We start from the raw sequence: 12,437 nt of genomic DNA on the forward strand, positions 1-12,437 counted from the left end.
TTACTATATCGATATAGTAAGCGTTTGCTCAAAGTCGTAGAACGAAATGAATAGCCTGTCTCAAACCATTCATTTTTAGCTGTTGTGTGTTGGAGACGATAGATTTTTACGAACATATTTAAAAGGAGAATGAAAGATGAATCTTTTTGTTATTGATATTGGCGGCTCAACGATTAAGTATGCGGAATGGAATGGCGAGACATTAGAGGGCAAAAGGAGTCTTCCCACGCCTAAAACATGGGAAGGCATGAAACAGCAATTTGTCTCGGAGCTAAAAAAATCTACATGGAAGTTTTCAGGCGTGGCGATCAGCTCCCCTGGTTCGGTAGATACAAAGACTGGGATCATTTATGGTTTGAGTGCGATTGAGTATATTCATCGATTTGAGATTAGAAAGGAACTGGAGGCACTTTTCGGCCTTCGTGTTTCTATTCAAAACGATGCGAATTGTGCGGCTTTAGCTGAGGTTTGGAAAGGAAATGCCGCGGAGGTATCCAATAGTGCCTTTCTTATTATTGGCTCAGGAGTAGGGGGCGCGATCGTTTTAGATAAAAAATTATTTCCAGGACCCCATTTATTCGGTGGAGAGTTCGGCTTTATGATTTTAAACGAGAAGCAGCAGACACTCAGTGAACTGGCTAGTCCCGTAACTTTAGCTAGAAACTATTCTCTTGAAAAGGGGACGGGGAAAAGCTATGACGCAGTCCATCTATTTGATGCGGTTCAAGAGGATCTAGCCCAAAAGTATGTCAATCAGTTTTATCGCGCATTAGCAATAGGGGCTTTTAATGTGCTAGTGAGTATTGATGTTGAACGATTGTTAATCGGTGGAGGTATTTCGAGAAGACCTGGTGTCATCGAACGTCTTAGAAAAGAGGTCAAGGAGCTGTTAAATACTAAAAAAGCTCAAGATTTAACTGCTGAAATTATGACATGTAAATACTTCAACGAGGCAAATTTAATTGGTGCTGTTTATCAATTTATGCTGGAATCAACCAAATGATCGTAATAAGATAAATTAATTCCTTTTCACATGACTAAATAGTGTAAAATAATTTGCTTAAGGACAAGCGTGATCGATACCTGAAAAAAGGAAATCGGCACGCTTTTTATGCGTGCGCGAAACGCATGACTATGTTGACTAAACTAGTAAGTAGGACAGAAAGAAATTCACTGAATAACGAGAATAACTATTTGATAATCATATTTTTACTTTCTATAGAAATAATTGATAAAGACTCAAAGTGCACTTTTTTTGCAAAAATCTTGTGTTATTAAATTCGCTTGTAGAAAAAGCGTATGCATAAACAAACCAAGTATTAATCAGATTCACATGAATGATGAAGAACAACAAAGAAATCATTAAGTTATAAAAAAATAGATTACCTTAACTATAAAAATACTTTTTTAGAACACTTTTTAAAAATTAGATTAACAAGTGAGGAAATGTCCTGTATCGTAATATTTGTAGAATAACAGCGTATATTTAAACAGCGATTTAAGGAAAGGTGTTTTTAATAATGATTAAATTATATGGCTCGTCGAGTTGTAATTCGTGTAGGAAAGCAAAAGCTTGGTTGGAGGAACAAGGACTGGCTTTTGAGGAAAGGAATATGATCGCTGAACCACTGAACAAAAGAGAACTTAAAGAAATTCTCGCGTTGACTGAAAATGGGACGGAAGAAATCATTGCGACACGTTCGAAAGTATATAATAAGTTTTCTTTTGATTTTAATGACCTCACGTTTAATGAATTAGTAGCAGTTATTGAAGAGAATCCTACGTTGCTTAAACGGCCGATTATTATCGATCAAACGAAATTACAGATTGGTTATAACGAAGATGAGATTCATCAATTTATTCCACGAGAAGTACGAAAAGTTTATTCGAAGAAAATGACGGAAACATTATTTTATATGGATATGAAAAAGCAAAAATTTGCTTAACAGAGAGCTTTGGAGAAATAGAGTAGCCGCTTGAATGAATCAAGCGGAAGGTAAAAACCGATTGATCAAAATACTGTGCCCCTCAATTGGAGAGATACAGCCAAAAAAGCGAATGATTGAATAGTCGGCTAAGCCGCATCCCCACCAGAAAAGGTGACGGTGCAGTGTCTTTTTCTGCCAAGGTTTCATCAACAAGCTAAAGGATGAAGATTGGTGTTACACACTGAAGGAGGCCTATCATGACGACAGATTTTGAAGAAAGAGCCATCGAGACGATGCTGCAGGCGGGAATCAGCATGGCACATATTCAGGCACAAAAAAGAACTTTTTTCCAAACGTTGCCTGTAGACAATTATTACAATGAAATTGAAAATAGTGAAGAGCCTAACTTAGAGATTCCGGTGAATAAAATTCTCGCGATGCAAACGACATGGCCTGTAGAGGGGAAGTCGGTTTATGATCTTTTTATGGGGAAAACAAATGATGGAAAAGACAAAGCAGCGTTCAAGGCTCATCTAGTATCGTTGAAGAAATACGGACTTGATTGCCAAAACACCTCTTATGCTAGAAAGCAGAATCTTGACGGGAATAGACCTATTTGTTTCAATTATTATAAAGAAGATGATTGCTATATTCTGCAAAAAAATGGCGCCCACCGTACAATTGCTGCGAAGATGTTCAATGCGCCAGTCATATCAGGTATCGTGACTACCTATGAACGGGATGAAAAGAAAAAAAAGCTTTATGAAGATTATGAATCCTTCAAGGAAATTCTGCGGTTAACAGACCTTAAAGGCATGACATTGGATTTTTTTGAAGAAAAAAAGAAATCTCAGAAAAAAAATTCCTAAATTTTTTGAATTAAAAGCCCTGTACACTCCAGTTCAGACAGTGGAGTATACAGGGCTTTTGTTACATATATCCCTCAGCCTCTTTACGCGTCAGCCAAAAGTGAATGCCGCCAGTGGAGTCTGCCCAGCGATTGGGATTGAAATTTTCCGCAACAACGTATTCACCTACACGGTACACAAAATCCCCATCCACGTATGAAACGGCTTCGTCGTAATCCTCATTGGTGTACATATCCTTGATGGTCAAAACCTTCGCCTTATCACAGCGGCAGCAGGTATTCGTCGCAGAGGTTCTGCGGGCATCTGCTGGGATCAATAATTGTACGATCCGGTAATCAAAGCATTTTTTATAACCGATAAAGGGCCCTTCGGCAGGACAGTAAAGATCAAAAAATTGGGTTCGGTCGTCATGGATAATGCCCGTCAAGTCCGCGAGCTCCAGCATTGCGAAAAATAAATTCGCCCCCGAAATATCTGCTCCTTCCAGGCTGCATCCCTGAAAGTCGGTTCCCTGCAAAGAAGCGTCACGTAATATTGCCTCTGAAAAATTACAATCAATACATAGACAGTTGCTTAAATTCGCCCCAGTTAAATCTGCATTTGAAAAATTCACACGTTCAAAGGTCATATCATGAAAATTTGCCTGCTGCAGCTGACGAAAGGAATAATCATGATTTTTTAAGATGGCAGTCATTTTACATCGCATCCTTTCTCAGAAGTCTTCTCATCACTATTTTAGCATCCTAGCAGGCGTGAAACTATCTTTTATCTGTTAAATCAATCCAATAAATCTGAACTATCTGGCCATCCTCATGGACAAACGTTTTTTCCAAAACCCCACCATTTTTTTGGATCGTTCGAGCAGATGGAACATTCTCTTCATAGCAGGCGACCATGACCTTTTCAAGTCCCAGCATTTTACAATACTCTAAACCTAAACGCAGCATCTCCGTAGCATAGCCGTTTCCACGTTCAGTAGGTCGCACGCCAAAGCCGATATGTCCGCCAAACTCCCGTAAAAATTCATTCAGCTCATGCCGAATATCAATGGTACCGATGATTTTCTGATCCTTTTCCCGTACTGCCAGCAATGTAGTAGCAACAACCCAATCAGGCGTTACAGTTGTTTTGCTGGATTGCTTGATCAAATGGGTCAGCCAATCGCTGTAACTTTCCATTTCTATCAGCAAGGAAGAGCCATGTAAGGAATCTTCTCCTAAAGAGAAATGCTCCTGCATATACTCTAGAACTGCCGCTTCATGGTTCTTTTGGGGTGGAATAAGTGAGATCTTTTCCATGGGATTCACCTCTTTTTTTATCTTGCTGCTAGTTTAGCACGGTTCTGTTGAGAGAAGTAGTTCTTTTATACGCATAAAAGAGTTTCTTCATTTGGATTTGAAGGATAGAGAACAAATAAAAAGAACGAATCCTCTTTATCTGAAAGAAGAGAATTCGTTCTTTGTTAATCATCGATATAGAAGCCGACAACATTGTACCAATGCCGCTCGTCCTGATACATATGATAGCGGTTCGTTGAAAAACCAGACAAGGCATAGCCCAGCATCATCAGAATCACCCCGGCACCGATCAAATAGGTCGCGAGCTTTGGTAAAAGAAGTTTGGATTTCATACTTGGACCACCTTTCGTTGGAAAATATTGCGACGAATAATTCCCATCAAGCTGCGGTGCATATTCATGAAGACCGCGCTGAATTTATACGTCAGCCACATACATAAAAGACCGAAGCCGAATAAGAACATGCCTGCACCAAGCTGTGTAACCCCCATAAAGAATGAATCAAATAGAACAAAAGGACTTGTGAAGGCCGCAGCTACGCCGCCAATGATCGTTCCGGCAGCTAGACAAGCGCCTGTAAAAGGGATACACCAGATCACGATGTCAATACTCAACAATACCAGAAAGGCCGCTAGTGCCAAACTGCCCCATAAAGGAAAGCCTAAGATTAAAAGTGTGATCCATAGCCAACTGAAACGACGAGGTACCTTCACCTCTGTTGGGATACCTGCAGCTTCATAGGCCAACTGTTTTGGATCGCCTAATTTCTTGACAGCGGCCCGTTCAGAGTACCCGTCCTCCATTAAATCCAGAATCATTTCATCGTAATATTCAATCAAGCGATGGACTTCGCTAGGTCTGACTTCGTAAGCTAAATGATTGCTTAGTTCCTTAATAAACTCTACTCGATTCATTCTTCAACACTCCTTTTAATAAAATTGTGAACGGCTTCTACATCGTTCCATTCCTTTAAAAATTTCTGAATACTGGCAACACCTAAATCTGTCAGATGATAGTACTTTCGCAAACGCCCATTATGGACTTTGGAGTAGGTGGAGACTTTTTTATTGGTCTCCAGTCTTTTTAAGATCGGGTACAGTGTTGACTCAGTAATTTCAAGATGGGGATGGATTTCTTTGACGATTTGATAGCCATAGGAATCGATCTCCACTAACGAGGCCAACACACAATACTCAATCAACCCTTTTTTCAATTGACTATCCATCAGCAACACCTCTTTATACGTTATACTATACATTACATAGTATAGAGGGACTATAGGACTTAAGGCGTATTTTCCGATTATTAAAAAAAATTAGCCACATCAAATGCTCCTTAGCGATTATCCCCATGACATTGATGATAAAGAGGATACTGAAAAAGAAGAAGATCAAGCAAGCGCCGTACATGAAAATCATTGATATCGAAAAAAGATTGGATTGTTTATGTAATATAGAAGGAAAAAGATTTCGGTGATGCAAAATTCGGTTATTAAAACACTTGTAGCAACATATAACCGAGCTTTTTAGTTTTAATAAATTTTTTCATAGATTATCTCCATTCTAAGAATGATAGTAATTAGAAAATAGCTATATTCTAGGTTGTAAACATCTGCCTATTCAATTAGAATTTAATTATCATATGCTAGTATGATAATTAAAAATGGAAAAGAGGACACTTGTTTTGTTAGAATTTTTTAAACAACTTTCGTTAATCAAGCGAATTGTCATTGGGATTGTCGTGGGGGCAGTATTAGGGATTTTTCTACCTCAATGGAGCTTCATTGCAATACTAGGTAGTTTGTTTGTCGGGGCGTTGAAAGGGATTGCACCGTTATTAGTATTTGTATTAATCATGTCTTCGGTATCAAAACATCAAGCAAACACTCAAACTTTTATTAAGCCCATCATTTCTTTGTACTTATTTACTACTTTATTAGCAGCAACAGTTGCCGTATTGGCTAGTTATATTTTTCCTTTGACTATTTCTTTACAGGAAGTCTCTGGTTCTCAAGAGGCACCCAAAGCCCTGATCGATGTATTGACGACAATTTTGAATAATATTGTTCAAAATCCGTTACAGGCCATGATCGATGGAAATTACTTAGGGGTTTTATTTTGGGCAGCTTTAATTGGGTTTGCATTGCGAACACGAAAAAATTCGGTAAAAGAAGTTATTGACGAATTCTCTCAAGCAATCACTGGCGTTGTTCAGTTAGTCATCGCGATGGCGCCCTTTGGTATTGCTGGACTAGTCTTTGATTCGGTGGCTTCAACGGGACTAGCTGGATTAACACAATATGGCCGTCTCCTGTTTCTATTGGTAGGGGCCATGCTGGTTGTGGATTTGGTTGTATATCCTTTAGTTGCTTTTGTGCTGATTAGGCAAAATCCGTATCCTCTTGTTTGGTTCTGCCTAAAAGAAAGTGCGATTCCGGCATTTTTCACTCGCAGTTCTGCAGCGAATATTCCAATCAACATGATGTTGGCAAAGCGTTTAGGGTTAACTAAAGAATCCTACTCAATTTCGTTGCCATTAGGTGCAACCATCAATATGGGGGGAGCTGCGATTACCATCTCGATAATGACTTTAGCGACGGTTCATACTTTAGGAATTGATGTCCCTTTTAGTCTGACTTTAATGTTATGTGTATTATCAGCTTTGGCTGCTTGCGGTGCATCAGGGATTGCTGGAGGTTCGCTATTATTGATTCCGTTAGCTTGTAGTCTTTTTGGCATATCTAATGATATTGCTATGCAAGTTGTGGGTGTTGGTTTCATTATTGGTGTGATTCAGGATTCTGTTGAGACCGCCGTTAACTCCTCAAATGATTTATTTTTTACTGCGATCGGTGAATTCTCAGATCTGCGTAAACGGGGAGAAAAAGTCGATTTAAAAGAACGGTTGTCGGATAAATAAACGACAACTTATTGTTTTAGTAGAGAGGTCAGTAATAGATCATCAGTTCTAAATTAAAACGAAAAAAGTTTTAAGAACAAGCTAAAAACCTTACTAAATGTATCTTGCATTTAGTAAGGTTTTTTCTATAGTAGAAAAACGATTCCGACAGTATAAAAAATATGCGGTAGTGTAAAGACGCAATAGGCGGTTTCTTCGGGTAGAGCTTTCAATCCAATAAACAGACGCCATTCTTTACAGCGAATGGCGCCTATTTCATGGATCATCACTAACGCCAGTTCGATAGCAAAAAGTAGAGTGAGAAAAATCTCCATGCTCTCTCTTACTTTAATTCTAGAGTATGAGACAGGAATTTGAATGAGGGACCAACAGAATTATTTGTTTGATGGTAAAATAAATAAAATAGCAGATTAGTAGAGGAGTTTGTCCGATGATACATATATTCTTAGTGGAAGATGACCAAGCCATCGCAAAAAATCTGAAGATCTTACTTGGATCTGAGGGTTTTTTAGTTACCCATGCCGGAAGTAAAAGTGAGGCTTTGAAAACTTTGTCGAAAACTAAATTTGATCTGGCGCTCGTTGATATTTCTTTACCTGATGGCAACGGGTTTACGGTTTGTACAGAGATTAAAGCGGAGCAGGAGATTCCAGTCATTTTTTTGACCGCTTCAGGTGATGAATCTAGTGTTGTTACTGGTCTGAACATGGGGGCGGAGGATTACATCACGAAGCCCTTTCGACCACGGGAGTTGTTGGCGCGGATTAATAATGCCTTGCGAAAAAGCGGACAGACACCAGCAACCTTTGAATTTAACGGACTTTTTGTCGACAGTACTAGTGGCATTGTGCGAAAGAATGGCAGCGAGGTCTTTTTGTCTGCTTTGGAGTATCGCCTACTGCTCGTTTTTGTAAATAATCCAAAGATTATTATCACCCGGGAACGTTTATTAGACGAGCTTTGGGATGCGGCGGGGGAATTTGTCAATGACAATACGTTGACTGTTTATATCAAACGTCTCCGGGAGAAAATCGAAGAAGCTCCCACTAAGCCAACGATTATTCTAACGGTTCGCGGCATGGGCTATCGATTAGGAGGTAGTAATGGTTAGAAACCGAGAGTTCCGTAAGGTTACGTTCGTATTTCTGCTAGTCACGCTCATTCTGGCTATTGTTGGATTTAGTCAAAACACCGCTGCGGGCTTACTTGCAATGGTTGCGGCGGTAATCTTTGGCGGTTTGTTTTGTTTTTTTACCCAAGCTAGATACCGACAGATTGCTCAAATCGCTGATCAGATTGATCTGGTTTTACACAATGAAGACCGTTTGTTCATCGAAGAGCTGGACGAAGGAGAGCTGTCGATCCTACAAAGTGAGATTGCCAAAATGACTTTGCGGATTCGAGAACAGAACGCGGCGTTGCAAAGGGAAAAGGAAAACTTGGCAGATTCTTTAGCAGACATCGCCCATCAACTGCGGACGCCGCTGACTTCGGTCAATCTACTCTTGTCCTTGGCGGGTGAAACAACCAGTGAAAAAGAGCGAAAAATGACGCTTCGTGAAATTGAAGCTTTGCTTTTGCGAATGGACAAGCTAATCACCGCTTTACTGAAATTATCTCGCTTGGATGCGGATGTAGTAGCGTTTCAAAATGAACAAATTTCGGTTTCTAAGCTGATCGAGGAGGCTTTGCGTCCTTTTTTAGTGAGCTTAGAGTTGCATGAGATTCAGATAGAAAAGCAGATTCCTACAACTTTAACGATCCAAGGTGATGCCAATTGGCTATCTGAAGCGCTTCAAAACATCTTGAAGAACTGTATCGAAAGTATCGGGGAACAAGGGACAATCATTATCAACGCAGAGGACAATCCGTTATTTTGTGCGATCACGATCCATGATAGTGGCAAGGGATTTGAGACAGCAGATTTGCATCACTTATTTGACCGCTTTTATCGCGGTGAAACCGGCAGCCAAACAGGCTTTGGCATCGGCATGTCCCTCAGCCAATCGATTATCAAGCGTCAGGGAGGGACAATTACGGCCAAAAATCATCCTGCTGGCGGGGCGATATTCATCATCCGTTTTCCAAAGTGACGAATCTCTCACCTAGAAGTCACCGAGCTGAAAGGTGTGGCTTCTATGATAGAGAAGAACCATGAGGAAGGGGGGCTCATAAAAATGGAGCTGTTAAAAATCGAACACCTTTGCAAAGTCTATGGAAAAGATGAGAACAAGGTTGTGGCACTGGATGATGTATCTTTAACGATTGAAAAGGGAGAATTTGTCGCAATCATCGGGGCATCCGGCTCTGGAAAATCAACGTTGCTGCATATGATTGGCGGGGTGGATGTACCTACTAGCGGAAAAGTTTGGTTAGATGGACAAGATGTGTATGCACAAAACAATGATAAATTAGCGCTTTTTCGTCGCCGTCAGGTTGGATTGATCTATCAATTTCACAACCTGATTCCGACACTGAATGTGGTGGAAAATATCACGTTGCCAGTGTTGATGGACAGACGGAAGGTTAATCAAGAGCGGCTCACTGAATTATTGGCGCTCTTGGGACTAAGTCAACGGAAGAGCCATTTACCGAATCAACTATCTGGCGGACAGCAGCAGCGTGTATCCGTTGGTCGAGCGTTGATGAATGCCCCCGCTGTTTTACTAGCAGACGAGCCAACCGGCAGTTTGGATAGTAAAAATGGTCATGAAATTATCCATCTGCTGAAAATGAGTAACCGTAGGTATGGTCAGACGTTGATTGTTGTTACTCATGATGAGGAGATTGCCTTACAGGCGGATCGAATCATCGGTGTTTCTGATGGTCGTGTAATACGAGATGAAAGGATGATCTGAGTATGAACATCTTTCATAAAGTTACCCTGCAAAATATGAGAAAAAACCGCACGCGCACCTTGGTCACGATTCTAGGAGTCATCCTATCTGCGGCGATGATTACCGCGGTTGCCAGTTTCGCCATTTCGCTTCAACAGTATATGGTGAAGGGAGCTGAGCAGAAATACGGCGATTGGCAGGTGGCATTTTTGGATACTAATGCTGCTTTCGTTAAAAAGCAAACTCAGGATAAGAATGTTCTAAAAACAACGACGTATACAAATATTGGTTATGGTCAGCTTGAGGGAGGGAAAAATCCCAATAAGCCCTATCTATTTGTGGCTGGCTTCAATCAACAGACCTTTGACACACTACCAGTTAAACTCATCGCTGGCAGATTGCCGAAAAATAGTCAAGAAGTAGTAGTACCCGCTCACGTGGCAGCCAATGGTGGTGTAAAATATACAGTCGGGGAAACTTTGGCGTTAACGGTCGGTGAGCGCTTGGCTGATGGCAGACGTCTTAATCAGCAGGATGCGTACAAGAAACAAGAAGGATTGAAAAAAGCTGCCGAAAAAAGCTATAAAATTGTGGGTATTTGCGAGCGACCGGGGTTCGAAAGCCAGCATGCGCCAGGATATACATTGATTACTTGTGAAGATAAGATAGGGCCTCAGGAGAGTGTTAGTGCCTTTGTGACGCTCAAAAAGCCACGGAAGGCTCAGGCGTATGCCACTGCTGTTGGAAAAAAGCGATCCTATACTTTCAATGAAGAAGTGCTGCGTTTTACTGGTGCTTCTAATGATCGACTGTTTAATTTATTGCTGTATTCTATCGGTGCGATATTAGTTGTTTTGATCATGCTGGGATCTATTTTTCTGATTTACAATGCCTTTACGATTTCTTTGAATGAGCGGACACAACAATTTGGTATCCTGTCATCGGTAGGGGCGACACCTAAACAGCTGCGAAATTCGGTTTTATTTGAAGGGATTTGTATCGGTACAATAGGAATTCCCTTAGGCATTCTATTAGGACTTGGCAGTCTTTCTTTAGTGATCGCGCTTGTTGCCAAAAATTTCAGAAATGTTCTTTATGCCGATGTGCCATTAGCTTTATCCGTCTCATTGCCAATATTGTTGGTAGCGGCTGGAGTCAGCTTGCTCACTATTTTGATATCGGCGTATCTTCCCGCGAAAAAAGCGGCGAATACACCGATAATGGAGAATATCCGCCAAACTAATGAAGTAAAGATTTCAACAAAGGATGTTAAAACCACGAAGCTTTCAGAAAAGCTTTATGGTCTGGAAGGGCTACTGGCTTTTAAGAATTTCAAACGCAATAAGAAGCGCTATCGATCGATTATTTTATCACTGGCTTTTAGTGTAGTTCTTTTCGTTTCAGCTCAGGCTTTTGGTAATGGCCTGCAGCAATCAGCCAAGCAGATGGTGGTTGACTCAGATTACGACATCGTCTTTTCTAGTGCTGAGATGAAGGAGCAAGAGCTGTTTCGATTGTATGAAAAATTTCAAAAGGTTGAAGGAATCACTAGCAGCTCTTATCAATCCATTCTGCAGTACACTAGCCAAATAGAAAATAAGACACTTTCTCAGCATTATCGCGAATTGGAGAAGATAGACGCGACCAAAACAACAACATTTCAGGCAGATATCCAATTTATTGAAGACAAGGAATACGTGAATTTTATCAAGAGTCTTGAGCTTCCTGTGAAAGATTTTACTGGTGACAATGCTAGAGTGATCGCTGTCGCGAAACAGCGGATGAAATTATCTCATGAGAAAGAACAGTTGGTTGATCTTTTTCCAAAAGATCGAATGACACTTAGAATTGCACCGAAAATTGGAGGAAGAACGGATACAAATCAACAGCAGGTTATCAATGTACAATTCGCCGACACCTATCCATTAGATACTTTGCCACGACAGACTAATGAAAAGCACTCCTATGTGTTTATGCTCGTCGCACCGTATCAGCTGAAAACACGCTTTTCACCGGAAAGGATCGATCAAGTTAGTGGTCTGACCTTTCTTTCAAAAGACGCAGCCCGTTCAACTGCTGACATGAAGAACATCCTTCAAGAAGAAGGAGTTTCTATACCTTACGAGCTCTACAATGTACATGAAATATTTGATCAGAATCGCAATATTCTCTTTGTAGTGAACCTTTTCAGCTACGTTTTTGTTGGGATGATCGCATTGATCGCACTTGCGAATGTCTTCAATACGATCTCTACCAACATTAAGTTGCGGCGGCGTGAGTTGGCAATGTTGCGTTCGATAGGAATGACTGATTATGAGTTTAATAAAATGATGGTTTATGAATGTTTATTCTATGGCTTCCGTTCATTATTATGGGGAATTCCAATCGCAGGGCTCTTCTCTTGGCTCATTTACCAAGGAATGGTAAGAGGTGGAGCGGAGATTGCTTATCAATTTCCGTGGAGCAGCCTATTGATCAGTATGCTGGGCGTACTTCTTATTGTAGCGATCACGATGTTCTATGCTGTAGGGAAAATTAAAAAGGAAAATATCATTGATGTTTTGCGGGGAGATTTGGCTTAAATAAA

General features: G+C 40.6%; 14 protein-coding genes. 8 read left to right on the forward strand and 6 right to left on the reverse strand.

Features of this window, described 5'->3' with window-relative positions:
• Positions 1–136 precede the first annotated feature (136 nt).
• The 3 genes from IGI50_RS16600 (at position 137) to IGI50_RS16610 (ending at position 2,797) form a co-directional block, all read left to right on the forward strand.
• Positions 137–1,003 carry an ROK family protein gene (locus tag IGI50_RS16600; protein ID WP_338289495.1) on the forward strand — a complete coding sequence of 289 codons (867 nt, stop codon included), beginning with the start codon at positions 137–139 and terminating at the stop codon, positions 1,001–1,003.
• A gap of 517 nt (positions 1,004–1,520) precedes the next feature.
• Positions 1,521–1,946, forward strand: a complete 426-nt coding sequence (gene spx / locus IGI50_RS16605) for a transcriptional regulator Spx (RefSeq protein WP_028020649.1) — start codon at positions 1,521–1,523, stop codon at positions 1,944–1,946.
• Between the two features lie 239 nt (positions 1,947–2,185).
• Positions 2,186–2,797: a hypothetical protein gene (locus IGI50_RS16610; protein ID WP_438777731.1), complete on the forward strand. Its 612-nt coding sequence runs from the start codon at positions 2,186–2,188 to the stop codon at positions 2,795–2,797.
• A gap of 61 nt (positions 2,798–2,858) precedes the next feature.
• Here IGI50_RS16610 and IGI50_RS16615 read toward each other — a convergent pair whose 3' ends face one another.
• From IGI50_RS16615 to IGI50_RS16635, 5 genes are all read right to left on the reverse strand, one after another.
• Positions 2,859–3,491 carry a pentapeptide repeat-containing protein gene (locus IGI50_RS16615; protein WP_438777732.1) on the reverse strand — a complete coding sequence of 211 codons (633 nt, stop codon included), beginning with the start codon at positions 3,489–3,491 and terminating at the stop codon, positions 2,859–2,861.
• 64 nt (positions 3,492–3,555) lie between these two features.
• Positions 3,556–4,095: a GNAT family N-acetyltransferase gene (locus tag IGI50_RS16620; RefSeq protein ID WP_438777733.1), complete on the reverse strand. Its 540-nt coding sequence runs from the start codon at positions 4,093–4,095 to the stop codon at positions 3,556–3,558.
• A gap of 164 nt (positions 4,096–4,259) precedes the next feature.
• Complete coding sequence (locus IGI50_RS16625; RefSeq protein WP_438777734.1) at positions 4,260–4,427, reverse strand: hypothetical protein; 168 nt, start codon at positions 4,425–4,427, stop codon at positions 4,260–4,262.
• Positions 4,424–5,008: a DUF1700 domain-containing protein gene (locus IGI50_RS16630; RefSeq protein WP_028020847.1), complete on the reverse strand. Its 585-nt coding sequence runs from the start codon at positions 5,006–5,008 to the stop codon at positions 4,424–4,426. The genes IGI50_RS16625 and IGI50_RS16630 overlap by 4 nt, the downstream gene beginning before the upstream one ends.
• Positions 5,005–5,319: a PadR family transcriptional regulator gene (locus IGI50_RS16635; protein WP_010743767.1), complete on the reverse strand. Its 315-nt coding sequence runs from the start codon at positions 5,317–5,319 to the stop codon at positions 5,005–5,007. The genes IGI50_RS16630 and IGI50_RS16635 overlap by 4 nt, the downstream gene beginning before the upstream one ends.
• A 458-nt stretch (positions 5,320–5,777) precedes the next feature.
• Here IGI50_RS16635 and sstT point away from each other — a divergent pair, with 458 nt between their 5' ends.
• Positions 5,778–7,013 (forward strand): serine/threonine transporter SstT, encoded by a 1,236-nt coding sequence (sstT, locus tag IGI50_RS16640; RefSeq protein ID WP_438777735.1) that lies wholly within the window; start codon positions 5,778–5,780, stop codon positions 7,011–7,013.
• A 125-nt stretch (positions 7,014–7,138) separates the two neighbouring features.
• Here sstT and IGI50_RS16645 read toward each other — a convergent pair whose 3' ends face one another.
• Positions 7,139–7,327 carry a DUF6713 family protein gene (locus IGI50_RS16645; protein ID WP_438777736.1) on the reverse strand — a complete coding sequence of 63 codons (189 nt, stop codon included), beginning with the start codon at positions 7,325–7,327 and terminating at the stop codon, positions 7,139–7,141.
• Positions 7,328–7,443: 116 nt separating this feature from the next.
• Between IGI50_RS16645 and IGI50_RS16650 the strand changes: the two genes are divergently transcribed.
• From IGI50_RS16650 to IGI50_RS16665, 4 genes are all read left to right on the forward strand, one after another.
• The gene (locus IGI50_RS16650; protein ID WP_438777737.1) at positions 7,444–8,124 is read left to right on the forward strand and encodes a response regulator transcription factor; all 681 of its coding nucleotides are present in this window, start codon (positions 7,444–7,446) and stop codon (positions 8,122–8,124) included.
• Complete coding sequence (locus IGI50_RS16655; protein WP_438777738.1) at positions 8,117–9,106, forward strand: sensor histidine kinase; 990 nt, start codon at positions 8,117–8,119, stop codon at positions 9,104–9,106. Before IGI50_RS16650 ends, IGI50_RS16655 begins: the two co-directional genes overlap by 8 nt.
• 84 nt (positions 9,107–9,190) lie before the next feature.
• On the forward strand, positions 9,191–9,871 hold the full coding sequence (locus IGI50_RS16660; RefSeq protein WP_438777739.1) for an ABC transporter ATP-binding protein: 681 nt from the start codon (positions 9,191–9,193) through the stop codon (positions 9,869–9,871).
• Between the two features lie 2 nt (positions 9,872–9,873).
• A complete protein-coding gene (locus IGI50_RS16665; RefSeq protein WP_438777740.1) occupies positions 9,874–12,432 on the forward strand; it encodes an ABC transporter permease in 2,559 nt (852 codons plus the stop codon).
• Positions 12,433–12,437: the final 5 nt, after the last annotated feature.

The organism is Enterococcus sp. DIV0170 (genome assembly GCF_051710765.1).
Classification (GTDB): domain Bacteria; phylum Bacillota; class Bacilli; order Lactobacillales; family Enterococcaceae; genus Enterococcus_A; species Enterococcus_A raffinosus.